This window comes from Streptomyces sp. NPDC046909, from assembly GCF_040644695.1.
Classification (GTDB): domain Bacteria; phylum Actinomycetota; class Actinomycetes; order Streptomycetales; family Streptomycetaceae; genus Streptomyces.
Genome location: NZ_JBEYXC010000038.1, coordinates 1 through 25,530, shown reverse-complemented (window position 1 = coordinate 25,530; position 25,530 = coordinate 1). Strand labels below are relative to the sequence as shown.

The following is a 25,530-nucleotide window of genomic DNA, read 5'->3' as shown; positions in this document are numbered from 1 at the left end:
CGGCGAGCGGCGTGAAGGGCTTGAGGCTCCTTCGTTGAATCGGCAACGGGCTGGGGAAGATGAGCGTCCGCGGGGATTTTCAGAGAGCCCCATCAAGGCGAAGAACGGCCCCCCGTAGGGGGCCGACAGGGCGAAGACGAAGGGCGCAAGCAGCCGGCGAAGGTGGGCCGCGTAAGCGGCCCCCAGCAGGAAGACGAAGGGGCTGGCTCCCTTGGGGGGCCTTCGGCCCCCACCTTGTCCTTCGTAGATCTTGGCAAGGTCAAGCAAGAGGAACAGCGTCGACGCTGGTTCGGAGACGCATACGCAGCTCCCTTGCCGGTGGACTTCGATTACGACGCCTTGACCGACCGGCTTCAAGAAGCAGGGCACGAGCCGCCGCCCTTCTGACCGGAAGACAGAAGGCCCCCAGGTCGGGGGCCTTCCTCGGTTGCTCAGCCTGCATCAGGCAAAGGTCAGAACCCTCTCGGCTCCCTCTGCGCCCTTCGCTTTCTCCTCGGCCTTCGCCTGCTGCGCTGCCCGTTCCGCTTCGAAGTCCTCCCAGCGGCTGACAATCTCCCACTCCACACCCGTAAGCGGCTTCGGCTTCTCGTACGGCTTTCCGTGCAAGGAGATCGGCGTGATCGGTGAGAGCACCTGAGAAGACTTGGAGGGCACATCCCAGTACGTGATGCCCTGCTGCTTGATGTTCTCGATCAGGTCGCCGGGATCGATGGCCAGGACGTCATGTCCGAAGTACGCCTTGACCTTGTGCTTCTTCAGCCACTCGCGCCGTTCATCGACGCTCGACCGCCCCCACCACTCCGCGTAGCCCTCGCCCGTACCCGTCCATACGGTCACCGGCTTCGGCCCCTCCTGGCTGGTGACCTTCTCCCGGTCCTGGGCCAGGCTGGCAACTTGCGAGCCGTACGCGACGGCGCTGATCTCGCCCTGCTGAAGTTCCTTCAGAAGCTGGTTCATCCTGCCGTCGATCACGGCGAGCTTGGCTGCACGGCTGTCGTCGATGGTCGTCTTCGACTCCATCCGTTCCAGGTGGCCGATCTCGCCCAACAGGGCCGACTCCAGCCAGGGGTACAGGTCTTCTGCCCAGAACCTCTGCTTCGGGCAAGCCTGGATGCCCTTGCTCTTGTTGCCGTGACAGCGGTACCGCTCTCGCTTGCCCTTGGCCGGGTCGCCCTTCACGAAGTACAGGGAACTGCCGCACAGCATGCAGAACGTCACGCCCACCGTCGGCGACGTAGAGCCCTTCTGCTTCTTGTACTTGACCGAGGCGACGGCGTCCGACAGCTTCGCCCACTCCTCCTCGTTCAGCACCGGCTCAGACCGCATGACGGGGGTGCCGTCATCGTTGCGGGCTACGGCTCCACTGGCACGTACGTACTCCCCGAGGAGCGAGCGGCTGACCAGTACGGCTTGCACTGTGGTCGGCGTCCACCTGGCTCCCCGAGGCTTCGGGTCGGCCAGCCGAGTTGTGCTCTCGCCTGCCGCCGCGCGGATGCGAGCGATGTCCTGAGCCGTGGGTACGCCTTGCTCGTTCAACCAGTCGGCGACGGCCGAGAAGCTCGGCTTCTCGATGAAGCGCCGGATCATCTCGATCAGCGTCGGGCCGTACTCGGGGTCGAGTTCCAGAGTAAAGCCTGCGTCGCCCTTCACTGCTCTGCGTCCGAACGGGACAAGGCCACCCGGCCAGCGGCCGGTCTTCCGCATGGTCTCCCGGGAAGCCCTGTTGCGGGCCTTGATGGCGTCCAGCTCGGCCTCTGCGACCACGGCCAGGATCTTGGCAATGGTCTTGCCCCACGGCTTCGAGAGGTCGAACCCCTCCTCGCAGGAGATGAGGCCCTTACCGTTCGCCTCGCACCACTCGATGATGTCCGTTAGGTGGCGGACCGAGCGGGCGATACGGTCGATCTTCAGGATGACGATGTGGTCGAACTGGTCCTTCTTGTTGTTGAGCCAGTCCCCCAGGGACGGGCGCATCCACGGCGAGATGGACGCCGACACGTCGATGTCGACTGCGAAGTCGACCAGCTCCATTTCCTCCGCGTCGACCCGCTTGCTGATGCGGGTCCGCTGCGTTTCCTCGCCGGTCTGGTTCTCGTTGCCTACGGACAGACGGACCACGCCAAGAGCCCTGGGCTTCTCGCTCACGGCCTCCCCCTCCCGAACATGGGGCGGCTCTCCCTGGCCGCCACAAGCAGGAGGGAAGTCTACAGACCGTGCCGACCGTGCTGTTCGCCGATGGTTCGACGCTGACGAACCCGTCGCTGGCCCAGGTGAAGCAGAAGATCGCCGCGTAAGCACGGGCACGAACGCGAAAGGGGCCGCTCCCGGCTGGGAGCGGCCCCTTTCGCGTGGTCAGACGCTCCGCGTCGGCAGTGGCTTTCCGTACCAGAGCTCGATCAGACGGGCCGCGATCGAGATGCCGTACGGCGGCAGGACCTCGCCCGAGTCGAAGGCGGCGCCCAGTTCGTCGCGGGAGAACCAGCGGGCCTCGCCGATCTCGTCGCCGTCGACGTTGATCTCGGTGGAGGTGGCGCGGGCCATGAAGCCGAGCATGAGGCTGGACGGGAACGGCCAGGGCTGGCTGGCGACGTACTCGACCTGGCCCACGCTGATGCCTGCCTCCTCGAAGACCTCTCGGCGCACGGCCGTCTCGATGGACTCGCCGGGCTCGACGAAGCCGGCGAGCGTCGAGAAGCGGCCCTCGGGCCAGTGCACCTGGCGGCCGAGCAGGATGCGGTCGTCCTCGTCGGTGACGGCCATGATCACGGCGGGGTCGGTGCGCGGGTAGTGCTCGGCGCCGCAGGCCTGGCAGCGGCGGATGTGGCCGGCCGCGGCAATGACGGTGCGCTCGCCGCAGCGGGAGCAGAAGCGGTGGGTGCGCTGCCAGTTCTCCAGACCGACCGCGTGCACCATCAGGCCCGCCTCACGCGGTGACAGCAGCAGGCCCGCCTCGCGCAGACCCGCCGCGCGCGCGGACTGGTCGATGCGGCCGGGCAGGGAGTCCTTCTGGAGGGCGAAGTAGCGGACGCCGTCCTCGTCGATGCCCAGGAAGTAGCGGTGGGCCTCGGTGAGCGGGGCCTCGAAGGCGGGCGTCATGACGAGTTCGGTACGGCCGTCGGCCGTCTCGTCGATGAGGACCTGACCGCCGGAGACCACGAAGCATCGGGTCGTGGGGTGGCTCCACGCCGCCGCGAGCCAGGCCTCGTCGAGCCGGTGGTGGGCGGCCCGGTCGATGCCGCTGGGGGCGGTGAGCGAGATGGGTCGGTCGGCGGTGTGGTCGGTCCAGGTGGTCACGGGTGCTTCCAACTCCCCCGGTGGAACGGATTGTTTCGGCGGGCGGTTCGGCGGGACGTACGGCGGGAGGCGACCGCGTCCGGTGTTCGGCGGTACGGGACAGCTCTTCCAGTCTGTCCCGCGCTCCATGCCGATCCGGACGCCTCGGGAGGATCAGGGCGCATGCCGCCATTGCTCCGCGAGATCGCCCCAGAGGTACGCGGCGGTCTCGACGCCCTTGAGGAGCAGATCGAGCTCGACCTTCTCGTTCGGCGCGTGCCAGCCGTCGGACGGGACGGAGATCCCGAGGAAGAGCACGGGGGCGCCGAGCACCTCCTGAAGGTCGGCGGCCGGTCCGGAACCGCCCTCGCGGGTGAAGCGGACGGGCTTCTCGAAGGCGCGGCCCATGGCGCGTACGACGGACTGCAGGGCCGGGTGGTCCAGCGGGGTCAGACACGGGCGCGTGGCCGCGCCGAACGTGATCTCGCAGCGGATCCCGGCGGGCACCTGGTCGGCGGCCCAGGCGCGGACGGCCTTCTCGATGTGGTCCGGGTCCTGCCCCGCGACGAGCCGGAAGGACAGCTTCACCATCGCGGAGGACGGGATGATCGTCTTGCTGCCGGGGCCCTGGTAGCCGCCGCCGATGCCGTTGACCTCGGCGGTGGGGCGGGCCCAGACGCGCTCCAGGGTGGTGTGTCCGGCCTCGCCCTGGACGGCGTACGACTTGGCCGTGCGCAGCCACTGCCGCTCGTCGAAGGGCAGCTCGGCGAAGAGTTCGCGCTCGCGGTCGGTCAGTTCGACGATGCCGTCGTAGAAGCCGGGGACGGCCACGCGTGCGTGCTCGTCGTGCAGGGCGGCGACCAGGCGGGCGGCGACGGTCGCGGGGTTGGGGACCGCGCCGCCGAAGGAGCCGGAGTGGATGTCCTGGTCGGGGCCGAGGAGCCGGATCTCGCACTCGGCGAGGCCGCGCATGCCGGTGCAGACGGTCGGGGTGTCGTCGGACCACATGCCGGTGTCGGAGACGATCACGGCGTCGGCGGCGAGCCGCTCCGCGCGCTCCTCGACGAGGGCACGGAAGTGCGGCGAACCGGACTCCTCCTCGCCCTCGATGAGCAGCTTCAGGTGGACGGCCGGGGTGGTGCGGCCGGTCGCGGCGAGGTGGGCGCGGACGCCGAGTGTGTGAAAGAACACCTGGCCCTTGTCGTCGGCCGCACCGCGCGCGTAGAGGCGGTTCTCGCGGACGACGGGCTCGAAGGGCTCGCTGTCCCAGCCGTCCTCCAGGGCGGCGGGCTGTACGTCGTGATGGCCGTAGACCAGGACCGTGGGCGCCCCGGGGTCGTCGGAGGGCCACTCCGCGAACACGGCGGGGGCGCCGGGCGTCTCCCAGACCTCGGTGGTCGGGAAGCCGGTCTCCCGGAGTCTGGCGGCGAGCCAGTCGGCGCTGCGGCGGACATCGGGCGCGTGGTCGGGCTGCGCCGACACGGAGGGGATGCGCAGCCACTCGACGAGTTCGTCGAGGAAGGCGGCACTGTGCTGCTCGATGTACGTACGGACAGCGCTGTCCGGGGACTGGCTCATGGTCACGAGCCTATCCGCCCGCACCGACATCCTCGGTGGGCGGTTCCTCACAGTTTGCTTGCGCGGCCGGGTCCTCCAGCAGCAGCCGCTCCAGCGCACGCCGGTCCGCGAGATCGTCCGGCCGCTCGACCTCGCCGCTGCGGATGTACACGAACGCGGCCGAGACCGACTCCAGGGGCACCCCCTGCTGCTCGGCCCACGCCAGCCGGTAGACGGCGAGCTGGAGGGGATCGGCGGTGCGGCTCGTCTTCCAGTCGACGATCTCGTACGTCGCCGTCGCGCCGTCGCCCTCCTTGTAGACGGCGTCGATCCGGCCCCGCACCACGCGTCCGGCGATGGCGAGCTGGAAGGGCGCCTCGACGCGGTGGGGCGTGCGGTGGGCGTACTCCGTGCGTTCGAAGGCCTCCTTGAGGGCCTCCAGGTCACGCTCGTCGGCGATCTCGGCCTCGCTGCCCGGCAGCTCCTCGGGCTCCAGCATGGGCAGCGTCAGCTCTTCGAAGCGGGCCTCCACCCACGCGTGGAACCGGGTGCCTCGGCGTGCGGCGGGTTGCGGGGGGCGTGGCATGGGGCGCGCGAGTTCCTGCGCGAACCCGTCCGGGTCCTCGGCCAGCCGCAGCAGCTGGGAAGCGGTGAGCGACGCGGGCAGGGGTACGTCGGTGACGGCCTCCCGCGCGCGCAGGAGCTCGCCGGTGAGGGCGTCGAGGTCGCGGTCCCAGGAGGCGAGGGTGCGGGCCTCCTCGGGGGTGAGGCGGGGGTGGGCGGGCTCGGCTTCCCGTGCGTGGGGCAGTTCGTCGTCCGCGTCGGCCGGATGGGCACGCGCGTGCTCGGTGCTGGCCGTGTCCGGGGCCCCCGCCTGGTGCGGGACCGTCGGGTGGTGCGGGGGCGTCGGGCGGTCCGTCGTCCATGAGTCCCAGTCGGCTTCGGTGTCGCCGTCGGAGCGGGCCTCGCCCTCGGGGAGAGGCTCGTCGTAGGGGGGCTCGTCGTCCTCCGGTGGCGGTGGCCAGTCCGGGTCGTCGTACGCGTCGGGGTCGTGCTCGGCGGCGGGGTGGCCGTCCGGGTCGGAGGCGAGGCGCTCCAGGTGGGCGAGGACCGTCTCGGCGGCGGCGCGGCGGCGGGCCAGGGCCGTGTCGTCGAGGGGCAGGGGCCAGACCTGGTCGACGGTGGCCGCGTGGAGCGCGGGGTTCTCCTCGTCCTCGGCGGGCTCGTCGGCCCAGGCCTCGATCTCGCCGAAACCGGCCTCGCAATGGGCGTAGAGGGACTGAAGGAAGTCGGACGGTCCGCGCGGCTTCTTCTGGCTGGGCCCCCACCAGTGGCCGGAGCCGAGGAGGAGGGAGCGGGGGCGGGTGAAGGTGACGTAGCCGAGGCGGAGTTCCTCGGTGTGCTGGTGGTCCTTCATGGCCTCCTGGAAGGCCTTGAGGCCCCGGGAGTTCCAGTCCTCGACGTCGGGCAGGGTGGCGGCGTCGCCGCGCAGGTCGTGCGGCAGCACCTTGCCCTGGGCGGTCCACTTCTCACGGCCCTGGGTGCTGGGGAAGGTGCCGGTGACCAGGCCGGGGACGGCGACGACGTCCCACTCCAGGCCCTTGGACTTGTGCGCGGTGAGCACCTTGACGGTGTTCTCGCCGCCGGGCAGGGCGTTGTCGAGGCCCTTCTCGTACTGGGCGGCGGTGCGCAGGAAGCCGAGGAAGGCGAGCAGGGTGGCCTCGCCGTCGCCGGCGGCAAAGGACGCGGCGATGTCCAGGAAGTTGGAGAGGGTCTCGCGGCGGCGGGCGGCCAGGGCGTGCGGGGACGCCGACAGCTCCACCTCCAGGCCGGTGACGGCGAGGACGCGGTGCAGGACGTCCATGAGCGGGTCGGCCAGGGAGCGGCGCAGGTCGCGCAGTTCGGTGGCCAGTCGCGCGAACCGCACGCGCGCGTCCGGCGAGAACGGCAGCCCGTCGTCGTCCCGGTCGCCGGCGCTCTCGTAAAGGGGCGTCTCCAGGAACGTGTCCAGGGCGTCCGCGAGCGATATCACCTCCGAGGGATCGACCCCCTCTACGGCCTCGGCGAGCCGACGGTCCGGGTCGTCGTCGCCGTCCACGCGCGCGTGGGACACGAGGCGCCGCGCGCGCCGCCCCAGGAGGGCGAGGTCGCGCGGGCCGATGCGCCAGCGGGGACCGGTCAGCAGCCGGACCAGGGAGGCGTTGGCGCCGGGGTCCTGGAGGACCTCGCAGACGGCGACCAGGTCGGCGACCTCGGGCAGGTGCAGCAGCCCGGAGAGTCCGACCACCTCGACGGGGATGTCGCGGGCGACCAACGCGCCCTGGATCTCGGCGAAGTCGGTCGCCGTACGGCACAGGACGGCGATCTCGCCGGGCGCCTTCCCGGTGTTCACCAGGTGCGCGATCGAGTCGGCGAGCCAGTCGATCTCCTCGGCGTGGGTGCGCAGCAGGGCGCAGCGCACCAGGCCGTCGCGCTCGGCGCCGGGGGCCGGGCGGAGGGCCTCCACGCCCGCGTGCATGGCGCGCAGGGGCTCGGCGAGTCCGTTGGCGAGGTCGAGGAGGCGGCCGCCGCTTCGGCGGTTCTCGCTGAGCGACTGGCGGGTGGCCCGGTGGCCGTCGGCGTGGGCGAAGTGCTCGGGGAAGTCGTCGAGGTTGGCGACGGACGCGCCGCGCCAGCCGTAGATCGCCTGGCAGGGGTCGCCGACGGCGGTCACCGGGTGGCCGGTGCCGGAGCCGAAGAGGCCCGCCAGGAGGATGCGCTGGGCGACGGACGTGTCCTGGTACTCGTCGAGCAGGACCACGCGGAACTCGTCCCGCAGGATGCGTCCGACCTCGGGGATCTGCGCGAGTTCGGCGGACAGGGCGATCTGGTCACCGAAGTCCAGCAGGTCGCGCTCCCGTTTCGCGGCCCGGTAGCGGACCACCAGCTCGGCCAGTTCCCGGCGCGCGGCGGCCGCCTCGGGGACCTTGCGCAGATCGTCGTTGGTGAGACGGGCGCCCTGGAGGGAGAGCAGCAGTTCGGCGTCGTACGCGCGCAGCGCCTCCGGTCGTACGAGGTGCTCGGCGAGTTCGGCGTCGAGGGCGAGGAGGTCGCTGACGAGGTCCGCGAAGGAGCGGGTCAGCGCCGGGTAGGTGCCCGGTGCCTCACGCAGCACGCGCGCGGCGAGCTGGTAGCGGGTGGCGTCCGCGAGGAGGCGGGAGGTCGGCTCCAGGCCGATGCGCAGGCCGTGGTCGGTCAGCAGCCGGCCCGCGAAGGCGTGGTACGTCGAGATCACCGGCTCGCCGGGCGGGTTGTCCGGGTCGATGACGTCGGGGTCGGTGACGCCCGCCTTGATGAGCGCCTTGCGGACGCGCTCGGCGAGTTCACCGGCGGCCTTGTTGGTGAAGGTGAGGCCGAGGACCTGCTCGGGCGCGACCTGGCCGGTGCCGACCAGCCAGACCACGCGGGCCGCCATCACCGTCGTCTTGCCCGATCCGGCACCGGCCACGATCACCTGCGGGGCGGGCGGCGCGATGATGCAGGCCGTCTGCTCCGGGGTGAACGGGATGCCGAGGAGCTCCTTGAGCTGATCGGGATCGGTGATACGGGCGGGCATGTCGGAGAGGCTAGCGGCGCCCACTGACAGTCGAGGACGAATCGCCCTCCGGTCCGTCCCCGGGCTGGAAGAAGCGCAGGTCAGCACGTGTGGTGCAACCGATCACACCAGCGTGCTCACTCCACCACGTGGCGTCCCTCGGGCCGCGCGCTGCACGAGGCCCGGAACGCGCAGTGCGTGCAGTGCTGGCCGGCGCTCGGGGTGAACCGCTCGTCGAGGACCTTGCCGGCCGCCGTCGCGAGCAGGTCCCCGACCCACTCGCCCGCAGCGCCGTCCAGGGCTTCCTGGGCCTGCACCTTGGGCAGCGTCTCGCCGCCGTCCTTCCTGGCGGCGCCCTGGCGCAGCTGGACGAGTTCCGCGCCGCCCGGCTCGGGGCGCGCGCCGTCGAAGGCCTCGTCGACGGCGCCCTCGCGGACGGCGAGCTGGTAGACGGCGAGCTGCGGGTGGTGCTCCACCTCCGCCCTGCTCACCGCCTGCTTGCCGGTCTTGAAGTCGACGACGTACGCGCGGCCCTCGACGTCCGCCTCGACGCGGTCCATCTGACCGCGGATGCGCACCTCGTAGTCGCCCGCTGCGAGGGTCACGTCGAAGTCGTGCTCGCTGGCGACGGGGGTGCGGCCGGTGCGGTCCATGACGTGCCACTTCAGGAAGCGTTCGAGCGCCACGCGCGCGTTCTCCTTCTCCTGCGCCGACTTCCAGGGCGCGTCGAAGGCGAGCGCGTTCCACACGGAGTCGAGGCGCTCCATGAGGACGGCGAGGTCGGCCGGGGTGTGTCCGGAGGCGACCTCGTCGGCGAGGACGTGCACGACGTTGCCGAAGCCCTGGGCGACCGTGGCGGGCGCGTCGGCCTTCACCTCGCGGCCCAGGAACCACTGGAGGGCGCAGGTGTTGGCGAGCTGGTCGAGGGCGCTGCCGGACAGCACGACGGGCTGGTCGCGGTCGCGCAGGGGCACCTTGGACTCGGTGGGCTCGAACATGCCCCACCAGCGGTAGGGGTGGGCGGACGGGACGAGGGGGCGGCCGTCCTCGTCGGCGAGCGCGGCGAGCCGGGCCAGCCGTCGGGCGGCGGCCTCCCTGAGGGTGTCCGAGGCGCGCGGGTCGACGGTGGTGGCGCGGAGTTCGGCGACGAGCGCGGCGACGGACAGCGGGCGACGCGGGCGGCCCGTGACGTCCTTGGGCTCGACGCCGAGTTCGGTGAGGAAGCGGGAGGGCTGGTCGCCGTCGTCAGCCGGGGCCTTCACCGCGGTGACGACGAGCCGTTCACACGCGCGTGTGGCGGCGACGTAGAACAGACGGCGCTCCTCGGCGAGAAGGGCGCCCGGGGTGAGCGGTTCGGCGAGTCCGTCGCGGCCGATGCGGTCGGCCTCCAGGAGGGAGCCGCGGCGACGCAGGTCGGGCCACAGGCCCTCCTGGACGCCCGCGACGACGACCAGGCGCCACTCCAGGCCCTTGGAGCGGTGCGCGGTCATCAGGCGGACGGCGTCGGGGCGTGCGGCTCGCCGCGTGAGCGTGTCGGCGGCGATGTCCTCGGCGTCGATCTCCTCCAGGAAGTTGAGGGCGCCCCGGCCGCCGCTGCGCTCCTCCGCGCGGGCGGCGGTCGCGAACAGCGCGCACACGGCGTCCAGGTCACGGTCGGCGTTGCGCCCGGCCGCGCCGCCGCGCCGGGCGGCGCGCTCCAGGCGCGAGGGCCACGGTGTGCCCCGCCACAGCTCCCAGAGCGCCTCCTCGGCGCTGCCGCCGCCCGCGAGACGCTCCCTCGCCTTGCCCAGCAGCGCGCCCAGCCGCTGGGCGCCACGCGCGTACGTGGGGTCGTGCACGGCCAGCCGCTCCGGCTCGGCGAGCGCCCGCGCGAGCAGCTCGTCGGAGGGCGGCGGCAGGGCGTTCCCTCCGGCCCGCTCCTCGTCCCGCAGCGCACGGCCGAGGCGGCGCAGGTCGGCGGCGTCCATACCGGCGAGGGGGGAGGCGAGGAGGGCGAGGGCGGTCTCGGTGTCGAGCCAGCAGGGAGATCGTTCTCCGACCGATGCCTGATCCTGAACCGGAGTCTGGTCCTCAACCAGTGTCTGGTCCTCAACCGGTGTCTGGTCCTCAACCGGTGCCTCTCCGATGGGGGCCTCGTCCGGCTGCCCCGCCGCCTCCGCCGTCGCCACCGCCCGCAGCGCCGTCAGCAGCGGTGCCACCGCCGGTTCGTGGCGCAGTGGCAGGTCGTCGCCGTCTATGTCGAGGGGCACCCCGGCCGACGTGAGGGCGCGTCGCACCGTCGGGATGGTGCGGGACCCGGCGCGCACCAGTACGGCCATCTCGCTCCACGGGACGCCGTCCTCCAGGTGCGCCCGGCGCAGGATGTCGGCGATGTTGTCCAGCTCGGTGCCGGGCGTCGGGTAGGTGAAGACCTCGACGCGGCCGCCGTCGCGAACCGGGGCGAGCTCGCGGTGGGCGCGGACCTTCTCCGCCGGGAGCCGGGTCAGGGGCATGCGCTGGGTCAGCAGGCGGGTCGCGGTGAGCAGGGCGGCGCCGGAGCGCCGGGAGGTGCGCAGGACCTCGACGGGCGCCGGGTGGCCCCCCGCGCGCGGGAAGGCGTGCGGGAAGTCGAGGATGCCGTTCACGTCGGCGCCCCGGAACGCGTAGATCGACTGGTCGGGGTCGCCGAAGGCGACGAGGGTGCGGCCGCCGCCGGCGAGGGCCTGGAGCAGCCGTACCTGGGCCGGGTCGGTGTCCTGGTACTCGTCCACGAACACGGCGTCGTACTGCGCGGCGAGCCGCCCGGCGACCTCGGGACGGTGGGCGAGGAGCACCGCGCGGTGGACCAGTTCGGCGTAGTCGAGCACGCCCTGGAGGTCAAGGACGTCGAGGTACTCGGCGAGGAAGGCGGCGGCGGCCCGCCAGTCGGGGCGGCCGATGCGGCGGGCGAAGGCGTCCAGGGCACCGGGGTCCAGGCCCAGTTCGCGGCTGCGGGCGAGCACCGCGCGGACCTCGTCGGCGAAGCCGCGCGTGGTCAGACAGGCGCGCAGTTCGTCGGGCCAGCGCACGTGCGCGAGGCCGAGCCGCTCCAGGTCGGGCTGGCCCGCGAGCAGTTCACGGACGGCGACGTCCTGCTCGGGGCCGGACAGCAGCCGGAGCGGTTCGACGAACAGATCGCTGTCCTGGTGGGCGCGGACCAGGGCGTAGCAGAACGAGTGGAACGTGGTCGCCTGGGGCGCGCGGGCGGCGCCGATGCGCAGTGCCATCCGGTCGCGCAGTTCGACGGCCGCCTTGCGGCTGAACGTCAGCACGAGCACGCGCGCGGGGTCACCGCCCCGGGCGATCCTGGCCGCCACGGACTCGACGAGCGTGGTGGTCTTTCCGGTACCCGGACCTGCGAGGACGAGCAAGGGACCGGCCCTGTGCTCAACCACGGAGCGCTGTGCGGCGTCCAGAGAGGGGGGATCCACGCGGGTCGGCGGGGTACGGACCAGTCGGTAAGCGCCACGGCTCCCCTGTCGTACCTGGGGGTGCGACAGGCGTCTGGTGGAGGAAGAGGAGCTCACGTGGTTCGCCGGTCCTGGTGGGTGTGCTGGTCGGGCGTCCGCCGTGCGTGCAGGGCGGTGATCGCGGGATGAGGGGGACGCGTGCAGCCGACGCTACGCCGACGAGGAGATCGGAAGCAGGTCTTCCGCTTCTTCCCGTACGACACTCACGGCGCTCGCGACACCTGCGTCCCTCGCCCCACGAACGTACGGCATGCCACGGACGTGCCCCCTTTCGACCGTTTCCCCCGTACGGATCACCGGCCGCCCCTGGACCCGTCCGATGCCGGAAGCTGTCAGGTGTGACCCTCCGCGCGCTCGCCGCCGTCCCATCGCGCCCGCTTCATGTCGAGGCGCGGCAGATGGCCCTCGGCGGCCCTGCTCGCCGTCTTCAGGGGCGTGCCCTCGGTCCGGTAGTGATCGAGCGCCTCCAGCTCGTGGCCGGGGAGCAGGACACCGTCCGCGCGGACGACCCGCCACCACGGGACGGCTCCCCCGTAGAGGGCCATCACCCGGCCGACTTGCCGCGGGCCGCCCTCCTCCAGCCACTCGGCCACGTCGCCGTACGTCATGACGCGCCCGGGCGGGACGAGTTCGGCGACCTCCAGGACGCGCTCGGCGTACTCCGGCAGGGCGTCCTGCGGGACGTCCCGCGCAAGGCTCTCGTCGCTCATCCGCCCCATCCTGCACCACACCACCGACAACGTGACGCGCTGGCGACCGTGCGTATCCCTCGCCCCCGGGCGGCGCTTCCGGCAGACTGTGCGCCCCCGCGTTTGCACCCTGATGCCCCCGTGTGTCGGTGGGGCATGCCACCATCGTGCGGGCGGTGACCGGTGATACGAGATCAAGAAGAGACGATGAAGCAACAGGGCGTGCACCCGGAGGACGCGGAAAGCACCTCTGACGCTTCGTCGCGCCCGGGCACCGGCGAGACGGAAGAGCCGACGGCCGAGTTCGAGGACGAGACGCACACCGAAGAAGTCGAGGGCGACGAGCCGCTCCTCCCCGCGCGCGTGCACCGCCCTTCGGACCTGATGCGGCTGCTCGTCGGTGTGCTGGCGGTCGTGATCCTGCTGGCGATCGCCGCGTTCGCACACGGCACCACCTCGGGTCTCGAACAGGACATCAACAAGGGCACCGGACAGGCGCCCGACCTGCTCATCAAGATCGCCGGCCTGGCGTCCAGCATCGCGATCCTGCTGGTGCCGGTCGCCTTCGCGATCGAACGGCTCATCAAGCGCGACGGACTGCGCATCGCGGACGGCGTGCTCGCGGCGGTCCTCGCGCACGGGGTGACCCTCGCCACCGACCTGTGGGTCGCCAAGGCCGCCCCCGACTCCATCCAGGAGGCGCTCACCCAGCCCTCCCCCGGCGACATCCACGCCCTCACCGACCCGGTGCACGGCTATCTCGCGCCGGTCATCGCGTACATGACGGCGGTCGGCATGTCCCGGCGGCCGCGTTGGCGCGCGGTGCTGTGGATCGTGCTGATGCTCGACGCGTTCTCGATGCTCGTCACCGGCTACACCACACCGTTCTCGATCATCCTGACGGTGCTGATCGGCTGGACCGTGGCCTACGGCACGCTGTACGCGGTCGGCTCGCCCAACGTCCAGCCCACCGGACGGACGCTCATGGCGGGCCTGCGGCACGTCGGCTTCCACCCGGTGAGCGCGGCCCGCGAAGAGGTCACGGACACCCCGGAGACCGGCGACCGCGGCCGGCGCTACTTCGTCACCCTGGAGGACGGCCCGCCGCTGGACGTGACGGTGGTCGACCGCGAGCAGCAGGCGCAGGGCTTCTTCTACCGCGCGTGGCGCAATCTGACCCTGCGCGGCTTCGCCACCCGCAGCAGCCTCCCCTCGCTGCGCCAGGCCCTGGAGCAGGAGGCCCTGCTCGCCTACGCGGCCATCGCGGCCGGCGCCAACGCGCCCAAGCTGATCGCGACGTCCGAGCTCGGTCCCGACGCCGTGATGCTCGTCTACGAGCACACCGGCGGCCGCACCCTGGACTCGCTGCCGGACGAGGACATCACCGACGAGCTGCTGCGGGACACCTGGCACCAGGTGCGGGCCCTTCAGTCCCGGCGCATCGCGCACCGGCGCCTGGTGGGCGACGCGATTCTGGTGGATCGTTCCGGCACCGTGATCCTCACCGATCTGCGCGTCGGCGAGATCGCGGCCGGCGACCTGCTGCTGCGCATGGACATCTCCCAGCTCCTGGTGACGCTCGGCCTGCGGGTGGGCGCCGAGCGCGCGGTGGCCGCGGCGCTGAGCGTGCTCGGCCCCGACGCCGTCGCCGACTGTCTGCCGATGCTCCAGCCCATCGCGCTCAGCCGCTCCACGCGCGCGACGCTGCGCACGCTGGCCCGGGAACGCGCCCAGCGTGAGCGCGACGCGATCCTGGAGGCCTCCAAGCAGGCCAAGCAGGCCAAGCTCGAAGAGGCCCAGGAGGACGCCAGGCCCGTCCTCGACAAGCCCGACAAGAAGGCCGTACGCGCGGAGGCGCGGGCCGAGAAGCGGGCCATCGACGAGGCGCTGGAGGAGGCCCGCGAGGACGATCTGCTCACGCTGATCCGCCACGAGGTGCTGCTGATCAGGCCGCAGGCGCCCGTCGAACCGGCCCGACTGGAGCGGGTGCGGCCGCGCACGCTCATCAGCTTCATCGCCGGTGCCATCGGCGCGTACTTCCTGCTCACGCAGCTCACCCACATCGAGTTCGGGCCGCTCATCCAGAACGCCGAGTGGGGCTGGGTGGCCGCGGCCGTGCTGTTCTCGGCGGCGAGCTACTTCGCGGCGGCGATGTCGCTGCTGGGGTTCGTGCCGGAGCGGGTGCCGTTCATGCGGACCGTGGGGGCGCAGGTCGCCGGGTCGTTCGTGAAGATCGTCGCGCCGGCCGCGGTGGGCGGTGTCGCCCTCAACACGCGCTTCCTGCAACGCCAGGGGGTGCGGCCCGGGCTCGCGGTGGCCAGTGTCGGTGCCTCGCAGCTGTTCGGGCTCGGCTGCCACATCCTGATGCTGCTGTCCTTCGGCTATCTGACCGGCACCGAGAAGACCCCGTCGCTGTCGCCGTCCCGGACGGTCATCGCCGGTCTGCTGACGGTCGCGGTGCTCGTGCTCGTCGTCACCTCGGTGCCGTTCCTGCGGAAGTTCGTCGTCACGCGCGTGCGCTCGCTCTTCGCGGGCGTCATCCCGCGCATGCTCGACGTGCTCCAGCGGCCGCAGAAGCTCCTCACCGGCATCGGCGGCATGCTTCTGCTGACCGCCTGCTTCGTGATGTGCCTGGACGCCTCGATCCGGGCCTTCGGCACCGAGGGCTCCTCGATCAGCATCGCCAGTGTCGCCGTCGTCTTCCTGGCCGGTAACGCGCTCGGTTCCGCCGCCCCGACGCCGGGCGGTGTGGGCGCCGTGGAGGCGACCCTGACGGTCGGTCTGATCGCCGTGGGCCTCCCCAGCGAGGTCGCGGCACCCGCCGTGCTGCTGTACCGGTTGCTGACCCTGTGGCTCCCGGTGCTGCCGGGCTGGCTGGCCTTCAACCACCTGTCCCGCAAGGGCGCGCTGTAAGTACGCGCGCGTGGCCGGTCGTACCAGTCACGCGCGCGTACCTCGTACGGCCCGCGCCCCGAGCGGCCCGCCCTGCCCGACCGCAGGATGGGTTCATGCCCAACCCTCCCCGCCTGCGCGCCGTTGCCCTGACCGTCTCCGCCGTCCTGCTGTCCACGCTGGTGGCGGGCTGCGGCGACGACTCCGAGGACCAGGACGTGACGGCTCAGAAGCTGAGCTGGAAGGACTGCCCGGCCCCGAACGCGGCGGAGGGCGGCGGTGACGCCCCGTCACCTCTGCCGAACGGCGACAAGTGGCAGTGCGCCACCCTGAAGGCGCCCCTCGACTGGAACAAGCCCCAGGGCGACAAGATCGGGCTCGCGCTGATCCGCGCCAAGGCCAGCGGCGACGAGAGCAAGCGCATCGGCTCCCTCGTCTTCAACTTCGGCGGCCCCGGCGGCTCGGGCGTCACCACACTGCCCGCCTTCGCCGAGGACTACACCACCCTGCGCACCCGCTACGACCTGGTGAGCTTCGACCCGCGCGGGGTCGGCCGCAGCGCCCCCGTGGAGTGCCTCAGCGACCTCCAGCTCGACGCGTACTTCCAGCAGGACGCGACCCCCGACGACGCGGCCGAACGCACCCGGCTCCTGGACGACACCAAGGAGTTCAACGCGGCCTGCGAGGACAACTCCAAGAAGGTGCTCCCCCATGTGCGCACCACCGACGCGGCCCGCGACCTGGACCTGATGCGCCAGGTCCTCGGCGACGACCGGCTGCACTACTTCGGCATCTCCTACGGCACCGAACTGGGCGGCGTCTACGCCCACTTGTTCCCCAAGAAGGTGGGCCGCGCGGTCTTCGACGCGGTCGTCGACCCCACCGAGGACTCCGAACAGGGCTCGCTCGGACAGACCAAGGGCTTCCAGCTCGCGCTCGACAACTTCGCCGAGCACTGCGTGTCCCAGAACGAGGACTGCCCCATCGGCGACAGCGCCCAGGACGTCAAGGACCGCATCGCCAAACTGCTGACGGACCTCGACAGCACACCCATCCCCGGCGTCGGCCTGCGCAAGCTGACCCAGACCGCGGCCACCAGCGGGATCGTCCAGTCGCTGTACTCACAGGACTTCTGGGAGTACCTCACCGAGGGCCTCGATCAGGCGTACGACGGGGACGGCCGGGTGCTGATGCTGCTCGCCGATTCCATGAACGGGCGCAACGAGGACGGCGAGTACAGCAACGTCACCGCGGCCAACATCGCCATCAACTGCGCCGACGACAAGTCCCGGTACACCGAGGACTACGTCGAGCGGAAGCTCCCCGAGTTCCGGTCCGCCTCCCCGGTCTTCGGCGACTATCTGGCCTGGGCGATGGTCAGCTGCACCGACTGGGCCGTGGCGGGCGCCGCCGACCGTCCCGACGTCAGCGCGTCCGGCTCGGCGCCGATCCTCGTCGTCGGCAACACCGGCGACCCGGCCACGCCGTACGAGGGGGCGCGGAAGATGGTGGAGGCGCTGGGTGAGGGCGTCGGCGTCGAGCTGACGTACAAGGGGCAGGGGCACGGCGCGTACGACAGCAAGAACAAGTGCGTGCAGAGCGCGGTGAACGGCTATCTGCTGGACGGGAAGGTACCGGCGGCGGGGACCGTCTGCTCCTGACCCCGACACCTCGGGAAAAGTGCGGGCCAGATCAAGAAAGATGCTGGTCAGAACGTTACCCACAGGCCTCGGCGGGTCTCGTGTGATCCGCATACCATGGCATGACCGCCATCCGCGGCACGGTGCGGACGGCCTGCAAGGGGGGACTGCGATGACGCGTTTCGTACGGTGGACGGCCCTGGCCGCCGCCGCGGCACTGCTGGTGGGGGGCTGTAGCGGCGGCTCGTCCGACGACGGCAAGGGGGACGAGGAGACCAACGCCGCCAGTCCGTCGTCGAGTTCCTCCGACACCGCGGCCGCCGCGGCACTGCCGTCCTCGCTCACCTCGCAGCAGCTCGACTGGGACGACTGCAAGGGCTCGGCGGACTCCCCCGCGCCGAGCAGCGACTGGCAGTGCGCGACACTCAAGGTGCCGCTGGACTGGTCCGCGCCGGAGGGCAGGACGATCGGGCTCGCGCTGATCCGTGCCAAGTCCCGCGGCGACAAGGACCAGCGCATCGGCTCGCTGCTGTTCAACTTCGGCGGTCCCGGCGGTTCTGGCGTCTCCATGATGCCGCTGTACGGCGCGACGGTCTCACCGCTCCGCGAGCGCTACGACCTGGTGAGCTGGGACCCGCGCGGGGTCGGTGCCAGCGAGGGTGTCCGCTGCCGCAGCGACAAGGACATCCAGGCCGCCGAGTCGGTGGACGCCACCCCGGACACCGCCGCCGAGGAAGCCGCCTACTTCGCGGACGCCACCGACTTCGGCAAGGGCTGCGAGAAGTCCGCCGGAAAGCTGCTGCGGCACGTCTCCACCACCGACACCGCTCGCGACATGGACCTGATGCGCCAGGTGCTGGGCGACACGAAGATGCACTACTTCGGCATCTCCTACGGCACCGAACTGGGCGGTGTGTACGCCCATCTGTTCCCGAAGAACGTGGGGCGGCTGATCCTCGACGCGGTCGTCGACCCGAGCGCCGACACCTTCGGCCACGCCGAGAACCAGACCCGGGGCTTCCAGCGCGCGCTCGACGACTATCTGAAGTCGACCGGCCAGGACCCTGAGGAAGGCACTCGGAAGATCGCCGACCTGCTGAAGGACCTCGACGCCGATCCGCTGCCGACGGGCTCCGACCGGGAGCTGACCCAGACCCTCGCGGTGACCGGCATCGTGCTGCCGCTGTACAGCAAGGCCAGCTGGCCGACGCTGACCAGCGCGCTGGAGGCCGCCGAGCAGGGCGACGGCTCGGAGCTGCTGACGCTCGCCGACGGCTACAACGACCGGACCGCCTCGGGCCACTACGGCACGACGACCCACTCGCAGCGGGTCATATCGTGCCTGGACGACAAGCAGCGGCCGACCGCCGCGGAGACGAAGAAGCGGCTGGCGACGTTCGAGAAGATCTCGCCCGTCTTCGGCTCCTTCCTGGGCTGGGACACGGCCGGCTGGTGCCACGACTGGCCGGTGGCCGGGCAGCACGACACCCCGGAGGTGAGCGCGCCGGGCGCGGCGCCGGTCCTCGTGGTCGGCAACACCGGCGACCCGGCCACGCCCGTCGAGGGCGCCCGGAAGATGGCGGACGAGCTGGGCAAGGGCGTCGGTGTGGTGCTCACCTGGAAGGGCGAGGGGCACGGGGCGTACGGCAGCGGGAGCGACTGTGTCGACTCCACGGTGAACGCGTATCTGCTCAAGGGCACGGTGCCGAGGGACGGCAAGGTCTGCTCATGACGACGGCGGGGGCCGCCCCTGTGAGGAGCAGCCCCCGCCGTACGGAGCAGGTGCGGTCAGTAGACCGGCTTGTCCGGCTCGATCTGGTTGACCCAGCCGATGACGCCGCCGCCGACGTGCACGGCGTCCGCGAAGCCCGCGGACTTCAGCACGGCGAGGACTTCCGCACTGCGGACGCCCGTCTTGCAGTGCAGGACGATCTTCTTGTCCTGCGGGAGGCTCTCCAGGGCGGTGCCCATGAGGAACTCGTTCTTCGGGATCAGCTTGGCGCCCGGGATGGAGACGATCTCGTACTCGTTGATCTCGCGGACGTCGATGATCTCGATGTTCTCGCCGTCGTCGATCCACTCCTTGAGCTGCTTGGGAGTGATCGTCGAGCCGGCGGCCGCCTCCTGGGCCTCCTCGGAGACGACGCCGCAGAAGGCCTCGTAGTCGATGAGCTCGGTGACGGTGGGGTTCTCGCCGCAGACCGCGCAGTTGGGGTCCTTGCGGACCTTGACCTGGCGGTACTGCATCTCCAGGGCGTCGTAGATCATCAGACGGCCGACCAGGGGCTCACCGGTGCCGGTGAGGACCTTGATGGCCTCGGTGACCTGGATGGAGCCGATGGACGCGCACAGCACGCCCAGGACGCCGCCCTCGGCGCAGGAGGGGACCATGCCCGGCGGCGGGGGCTCCGGGTAGAGGCAGCGGTAGCAGGGGCCGTGCTCGGACCAGAAGACGGAGGCCTGGCCGTCGAAGCGGTAGATCGAGCCCCACACGTACGGCTTGTTCAGCAGCACGGCCGCGTCGTTGACGAGGTAGCGGGTCGCGAAGTTGTCGGTGCCGTCGACGATCAGGTCGTACTGGCTGAAGATGTCCATCACGTTCTCGGCCTCGAGCCGCTCTTCGTGGAGGATCACGTTCACGTACGGGTTGATGCCGAGGACGGAGTCGCGCGCGGACTCGGCCTTGGAGCGGCCGATGTCGGCCTGGCTGTGGATGATCTGTCGCTGCAGGTTCGACTCGTCGACCTCGTCGAACTCCACGATGCCGAGCGTGCCCACGCCCGCCGCGGCCAGGTACATCAGCGCCGGCGAGCCCAGGCCGCCGGCGCCCACACAGAGCACCTTGGCGTTCTTCAGCCGCTTCTGCCCGTCCATCCCGACGTCAGGGATGATCAGGTGGCGGGAGTACCTGCGGACCTCGTCTACGGTGAGCTCAGCAGCTGGCTCGACCAGGGGTGGCAGCGACACGGGGACTCCGTTGATCGGTCAATCACTACAGTTGTTCTCCCTGTAACACTGCCATGGGCTTCTTCATTCCGAGACACCCGTCCCGACCCGCGAGACGATGTCGTCCCAGTAGCCGGGCATGGTCTCCCAGGGATCCGCGCGGCCGCCGCGGTCCGTGCGGTCGGTGAACCAGATCGTCGAGGCGCCCTGCCAGCGGGCTATGCGCAGCGCCTCGTCCAGGTGGCCGCGGGGCACACCGTGGACGAAGTGGCAGAAGCGCTCGGGCGGGTAGTCGGCGGTCCACTCGGCCACCTGCGACCAGCGGTAGTCGCTCCACGGCCCGGAGAAGGTAACCAGCTGGTCGGCGTTCTCCGCGTAGCCGGGGTGCGGGTGGGTGCCGTGGCCGAGGACGACATGCGCGTCGTCGCGGATCGCGCGGAGCGTGGTGACGGTGCGGCGGATCTCGGGGAGCGCGGCGCGTTCGGTGGGGCAGCGGTCGAGGAGGAAGCCGTCGGCCTTGTACCAGTCGAGGTAGCGCTGCGCGTCGGAGACCATCTCGCCGAAGGCACGGGCTCCGTAGGTCGCGTCGATGTGGCCGAGGACCCGGACGCCCGCGTTGCGCAGCCGGCCGGCCGCCTCCAGGCAGTGCAGGTCGGGGCGGCTGCCGGGGCCGTCGGCGACATTGAGGACGACCCAGTGGACCGGCGTGCCGGGACGGGCGAGCTCGCCCCACTCTGCGGGCGCGACGAGGGGGTGCGCGAAGCCCGGGATGCCGAAGCCGGGACGGAGTTCGGTGCTGGTGGTGCCGGTGGTCGTGCTGGTCAGATGCGGCATGCCGCCTCCATCCAGATGTCGGCGAGGGACTCTTCGAGGTTGATCCGGGGCCGCCAGCCGAGCCGGTCGCGCGCGGTGCGCACATCGGCCTGCTGCCAGCTGCCGCAGCCGTCCGGGTACGGGTACGCGACCGGGGCGGCATGGTCGGGTTCGGAGCGGGGGTGCCCGATGGATGCGCCGATGGATGCGCCGATGGACGCCCGCAGCGGGCCGGGAGGTCCGTCGAGTTCGTGGAGGGCGCCGCCGTATCCGGCCACGCGGGCGAGAACCCCGGCGGCGTCGCGGAGCCGCACGGCGCGGCCCGAGCCGATGTTGATGACGCCCTGCGCGGCGGAGAGGCTGGCGGCGTGGACGGCGCGGGCGACGTCACGTACGTCGATGAAGTCGCGCTGGACGCCGAGACCGCCGAGCTTGAGCTCGCCGTCGCCGGACTGCATCGCGCGGCGCATGGCCTCGGCGAGGCGGCCGAGGGGGGAGCCGGCGGGGGTGCCGGGGCCGGCCGGGGAGAAGACGCGGAGGACGACCGCGTCCAGGCCCGAGCCGAGGACGAGTTCGGTGGCGGCGAGCTTGCTGACGCCGTACGGGCCGCCGGGGCGGGGGACGGCGTCCTCTGCGGTGGAGCTGCCCGGCTGGCTCGGGCCGTATTCGGCGCCGCAGCCGATCTGGACGAGCCGCGCTCCGCAGCCGCTGCGGCGGAGGGCCTCGCAGACCGTGGCCACGGCGACCGTGTTGTGGCGGGTGAGTTCGCGGGCGCCGCCTCTGGTGGCGCCGGCGCAGTTGATGACCACGCCGGGGTGGACCGCGTCAAGGAAGCGGGTGAGCGCGCCGGGACTGCCGGACGCGAGGTCGAAGCGGACGTCGGCGTCATCGCCGCGGCCGAGGGCGGTGAGCTGGACGGCCGGATCGGCGAGCAGGCGGTCGGCGACGAAGCGGCCGAGGTAGCCGTTGGCTCCGATCAGCAGGACCCTCATCGTGCGGCTCCCGTCGCCGGGGCTTCGGGTCGGGAGGTGATCATGTGCTGCTCTCCTGTCAGAACGGTGTGCCGCCGGCGGTCGGGTGAGATACGGGTGCCTGCGGCGGCCTGCTGGGGTGGGTGGGGGCGCGCGTAGCGCCTGCTCGTACGTCGTGGGTCGGGGCCGCGCCGGGGGGTGTCCGTCCTCGGTCGGGCGGCTCGGCTGCTTGAGGGGTGCGCGGTGTCGGACGCCTGCCGCTGCGGGCGGACACCCACCGGCACGTCCCCTGCTCGCCGTTCGCGGGGGACTCGTGGGCTGCCGCGCCGCGTCACCATGGCTGGTCCGTGGTGGGTGCGTGGGCCGAGGCCCGCGTCAGCCTGCGAGTTGAGTGCAGGAGCAGGGTTGTGGCTCCCGCTCCGCAGGCGAGTGCTGGTACGGCGCCCGGGCCCCATGTCTGAACGAGCGTCTCGACCGGTGTGCCCAGGAAGTCGCAGCCCGGGAGGCGGGACGCGAAGGCCGTGGCGAGGGCGGTCAGTTCGGTCGTGGTCGCGGCGGTGAGGACCAGTGCCGGGGCGTGGGTGAAGCCGTGGGTGGTGAGGAGGCGGGAGAGGAAGAGGAGGGCGCCGAGGGTGAGGGTTCCGGCGTAGGGGGTGAGGGTTCCGGCGTAGGGGGTGGGGTCGGAGAGGGCCGTGCCGGTCAGGGTCAGCAAGGCCGTCAGGGCGCACAGGTACAGGGCGAACACGCCGAACAGCAGGGGCAGTACGGAGGCGGTGAAGTCCTCCAGGCCCCGGCTGAGTGTGAGTTTGCGGCGGGCGCGCGTCGTGAAGAAGTGGGCTGTCCATGCCGCGGGGGCGCAGGACAGAGTGAGGGCCAGGATCGGGGTGGCCGTCAGGGGCCAGGGGCTGTCGGGGGTGCCGTTGGGCAGGGCGTCGGGGCCGCCGTTGACGGCTGCTCGGAGCAGGCCGTCGCCCAGGAGGGCGTAGGTGATCAGCCAGCAGGTCAGGGTGAGGGTGCGGGGTGGTGAGTGGTGGGTCGTGCTCAGCGGGCCCCGGGCCAGCGCGGCGCGCAGTGAGAGGGCGACGGCGAGGGTGCCCACGACGGCCGCGGCCAGGCGGGGCTGGCCGTCGGTGAGACGGAGGCCGACCACAGTAGCGGCGCACAGGGCTCCCGGGAGGAGGGTGAGCAGGATCCAGTCGGCGCCTGCCCGAGGGGCCTCGGGGGCTGCGGCCGGCACAGGGGTGTCGCCGTCTCTCGACACGCGCGCGTACATCTCCTCCGCGAGGGAGAAGACGTCCCGGTGCCGGAAGCGGGTCGCGGTGCGATCGGTGACGCCGTGCGCCTCCAGGCCTGCCGCGATCTCCAGGGGGTCCACGGCCCGTTCGCACAGCTCACGGTGACGGTGCATCAGCGCCTTCACCGGGTCCACGGCGGCGGTGCGCCGGGGGGTGGGAGGCGTGGGCTGGGCGGGGGGTGGTGTGGTGCGGGTCGCGGGCTGAGCTGGAGAGGGTGTGGTGCGGGTCGTGGGCTGAGCGGTGGTGGGGTGGGGGCGTGCGGGCGGCGCTTCGCCCTCATCGGCATCATCTGCATCGGCAGCGCCTGGGGCCGTCACGGCACCCCCGTCGGCAGCCTCCGCCGTCGTCGCGCCGCTCTTAAGCACAGCCCCCGTGGCGCCCACCCAGCCCTCGTCTCCGTCAGCGCCCTCCCCCAGGACCCACTCCTCCGACCGCACGTCCCACGCCCCCGGGCTGATCGGAGTGCCGGGACGATCCAGTTCGCCGAGTTCGCTCATCGCGCGGCCTCCGTGGTGGGCAGGGGGGTGTTGGCGCGTACCGGGGGGCCCGCTGCCCAGCCGGGGCCGCCTCGGGCCACGACGCGGGCGGATCCGGAGTCCGTCCAGCGGCCGGGCATGTGGGCCTCGGCGGGGACGGCGAAGGGGAGGGGTTCGCCGGTGGTGTCGTCGAGGACGACGCGGCGGACCGGGTGGCGGGAGACGATCTCCAGGTAAATGCCGTGAAATGCCGTGATGTTCTGTTCGATGGTGAACAGCTCCAGCGCACGCGCCCGTGCCGCCGCGCCCAGGCGCTCACGGCGCTCGGGGTCGCGCAACAGCGCCACGCACGCCTCGGCGAGCGCCCGCGGATTGCGCGGGGGTACGACGAGTCCGGTGCCGCCGATGACCTCGACGACGGCGCCGACGTCGGTGGACACGGTCGCGCGGCCGCAGAACATGGCCTCCACCAGGCTGATCGGGAAGCCCTCGACGACGCTGGACAGGACGGTCAGGGCGCCCGACGCGTACGCCTCGGCGAGGGTCGGGACCTCGGGTCCGCCGATGTCCTCGAAGGAGACCGGGTTGTCGCCGACGGCGTGCAGACCGTCCGCCTCGTCGGGGAAGAGCTGCGCGGCCAGCGCCTTGCAGTGGCCCAGGTAGGCCGCGCCCTCGGCGCCCACGGGGACCCCGATGATCCGCAGCCGCGTCTTCGGCTCCTCCTTGCGGATCTCCGCGAAGGCGTGCAGCAACGAGATCAGGTCCTTGGTCGGCTCGACCCGCCCGACCCAGACCAGCGTGTCCGGGTCCGCGCACTCCGGGGACTCGCCGACCTCCGCGAAGTGGGCGGCGTCCATGCCCGGGTAGACCGTGCGGATCTTGTCGCGGTCGGCGCCACAGCGTTCCTGCCAGCGGCGGGCGTGGGTGTTGCCGGGGGTGATGAGCGCCGCCCGGCCGTAGATCTCGGTGGCCAGCCGGCCGTGGAAGGCGGCGAGCAAAGCGCGGACCGGGGGCGAGGCTTCCGTGGCGGACAGGAAGTGCGTGCGCAGCTGGACTCCGTACTCCGTCACCAGGAGCGGTACGCCCGCGAAGTGCCGGGCCAGCAGGCCGGGGAGGGCGGCCGGGCCACCGGAGGCCGCGTGGCACAGGTCGACCGAGCCGAGGCCGTCGTCCTCGTACCAGTCGAGGGACAGGGGGCGCAGGGCGCGTTCCAGGTGCGCGGCGACGGCGAGCAGATCGGGCACGCGCGCCTCACGCGCGGCACGCGGGGCGCCCGGCGCACGACAGGCGCGCTCCAGGGCGCGTACGGCGGTCTCGGAGCGGAGCGCCCCCACCAGGCCGCCCTCGTCGCGGGCGAGTTCGGCGAGGCCGTACAGCGCGCTGCCGAAACGGTCCGCCTCAACGGCCGACGACTCCTCGGAGGGGCCGGCGCAGAGTACGGCCGCCAACTCGCCGTAGCACTCGGCGAACCGGCGGCGCGCCCGGCGCCCGAGGACCACCCCGTCGTCCTCGGCCGTCCACAGCGGCGCCGTCCGCACCCGGCTGACCTGCGGCGGCAGCTCGACCCAGCCCTCGTCCTCCTGGCGCTCGCTGCGGCTGAGCGCGTAGAGGTCGAACTCGTGCTGCCCGAGCCCGCGCACGAGCCGGTCGCACCAGAGCCTGGCGTCACCGCTCACATACGGATAGCCACCCTCCGTAAGCAGTCCGATGCGCACGTGCGCACCCCCGATCTCCCGTATGGGGAGCCGCCGTTGGTCCGGCGGCTCGCAGCGGGACGAACGTATGCGGACATGACGGTGGCGGGGGGGGGGGGGGGGGGGGGCGCCCCCCCAAAGGGGGGTTGGGGGGTTTTTTTAGCGGGGGGGGGGCGGGGGTGGGGCGGCGGGTATAAAAAATGGAAAGCGAACGACAGATAA

At 71.9% G+C, this 25,530-nt stretch carries 14 protein-coding genes and 1 pseudogene; 4 read left to right on the top strand and 11 right to left on the bottom strand.

The annotated features are described in order from the left end of the window. Nucleotides 1-441 precede the first annotated feature (441 nt). Nucleotides 442-2,145: a recombinase family protein gene (locus ABZ928_RS52725; protein WP_361536899.1), complete on the bottom strand. Its 1,704-nt coding sequence runs from the start codon at nt 2,143-2,145 to the stop codon at nt 442-444. Nucleotides 2,146-2,207: 62 nt separating this feature from the next. Between ABZ928_RS52725 and ABZ928_RS52720 the strand changes: the two are divergent. Then, nucleotides 2,208-2,294, top strand: a pseudogene (locus ABZ928_RS52720) (NrdH-redoxin); the annotation flags it as partial. A 58-nt stretch (nt 2,295-2,352) separates the two neighbouring features. On the opposite strand, the gene nudC reads toward ABZ928_RS52720, so the two are convergent. The 5 genes from nudC to ABZ928_RS52695 all read right to left on the bottom strand — a co-directional run bounded on the left by nudC (nt 2,353) and on the right by ABZ928_RS52695 (nt 12,602). After that, entirely contained in the window at nt 2,353-3,294 is a 942-nt protein-coding gene (gene nudC / locus ABZ928_RS52715; RefSeq protein WP_361536897.1) for an NAD(+) diphosphatase, read from the bottom strand. 153 nt (nt 3,295-3,447) lie between these two features. Further along, on the bottom strand, nt 3,448-4,851 hold the full coding sequence (locus tag ABZ928_RS52710; protein ID WP_361536895.1) for a dipeptidase: 1,404 nt from the start codon (nt 4,849-4,851) through the stop codon (nt 3,448-3,450). A 10-nt stretch (nt 4,852-4,861) separates the two neighbouring features. Next, nucleotides 4,862-8,425 (bottom strand): ATP-dependent DNA helicase, encoded by a 3,564-nt coding sequence (locus ABZ928_RS52705; protein ID WP_361536893.1) that lies wholly within the window; start codon nt 8,423-8,425, stop codon nt 4,862-4,864. A gap of 116 nt (nt 8,426-8,541) precedes the next feature. Next, nucleotides 8,542-11,949 carry an ATP-dependent DNA helicase gene (locus tag ABZ928_RS52700; RefSeq protein ID WP_361536891.1) on the bottom strand — a complete coding sequence of 1,136 codons (3,408 nt, stop codon included), beginning with the start codon at nt 11,947-11,949 and terminating at the stop codon, nt 8,542-8,544. A 275-nt stretch (nt 11,950-12,224) separates the two neighbouring features. Next, nucleotides 12,225-12,602 (bottom strand): MGMT family protein, encoded by a 378-nt coding sequence (locus ABZ928_RS52695; protein ID WP_361536889.1) that lies wholly within the window; start codon nt 12,600-12,602, stop codon nt 12,225-12,227. 186 nt (nt 12,603-12,788) lie between these two features. Here ABZ928_RS52695 and ABZ928_RS52690 point away from each other — a divergent pair, with 186 nt between their 5' ends. The 3 genes from ABZ928_RS52690 to ABZ928_RS52680 all read left to right on the top strand — a co-directional run bounded on the left by ABZ928_RS52690 (nt 12,789) and on the right by ABZ928_RS52680 (nt 18,845). Beyond that, complete coding sequence (locus tag ABZ928_RS52690) at nt 12,789-15,494, top strand: lysylphosphatidylglycerol synthase domain-containing protein (RefSeq protein WP_361536887.1); 2,706 nt, start codon at nt 12,789-12,791, stop codon at nt 15,492-15,494. 95 nt (nt 15,495-15,589) lie between these two features. Then, on the top strand, nt 15,590-17,134 hold the full coding sequence (locus tag ABZ928_RS52685) for an alpha/beta hydrolase (protein WP_361536885.1): 1,545 nt from the start codon (nt 15,590-15,592) through the stop codon (nt 17,132-17,134). A 151-nt stretch (nt 17,135-17,285) separates the two neighbouring features. Continuing rightward, on the top strand, nt 17,286-18,845 hold the full coding sequence (locus tag ABZ928_RS52680) for an alpha/beta hydrolase (protein WP_361536883.1): 1,560 nt from the start codon (nt 17,286-17,288) through the stop codon (nt 18,843-18,845). 56 nt (nt 18,846-18,901) lie between these two features. On the opposite strand, the gene moeZ is transcribed toward ABZ928_RS52680, so the two are convergent. The 5 genes from moeZ to ABZ928_RS52655 form a co-directional block, all read right to left on the bottom strand. Further along, a complete protein-coding gene (gene moeZ / locus ABZ928_RS52675; RefSeq protein ID WP_361536881.1) occupies nt 18,902-20,080 on the bottom strand; it encodes an adenylyltransferase/sulfurtransferase MoeZ in 1,179 nt (392 codons plus the stop codon). A gap of 63 nt (nt 20,081-20,143) precedes the next feature. Beyond that, on the bottom strand, nt 20,144-20,893 hold the full coding sequence (locus ABZ928_RS52670) for a spherulation-specific family 4 protein (protein WP_361536879.1): 750 nt from the start codon (nt 20,891-20,893) through the stop codon (nt 20,144-20,146). Further along, complete coding sequence (locus ABZ928_RS52665) at nt 20,881-21,864, bottom strand: NAD-dependent epimerase/dehydratase (RefSeq protein ID WP_361536877.1); 984 nt, start codon at nt 21,862-21,864, stop codon at nt 20,881-20,883. The genes ABZ928_RS52670 and ABZ928_RS52665 overlap by 13 nt, the downstream gene beginning before the upstream one ends. A 310-nt stretch (nt 21,865-22,174) precedes the next feature. Next, on the bottom strand, nt 22,175-23,635 hold the full coding sequence (locus ABZ928_RS52660) for a hypothetical protein (protein ID WP_361536875.1): 1,461 nt from the start codon (nt 23,633-23,635) through the stop codon (nt 22,175-22,177). Next, the gene (locus ABZ928_RS52655) at nt 23,632-25,329 is read right to left on the bottom strand and encodes a DUF3492 domain-containing protein (RefSeq protein WP_361536873.1); all 1,698 of its coding nucleotides are present in this window, start codon (nt 25,327-25,329) and stop codon (nt 23,632-23,634) included. Before ABZ928_RS52655 ends, ABZ928_RS52660 begins: the two co-directional genes overlap by 4 nt. Nucleotides 25,330-25,530: the final 201 nt, after the last annotated feature.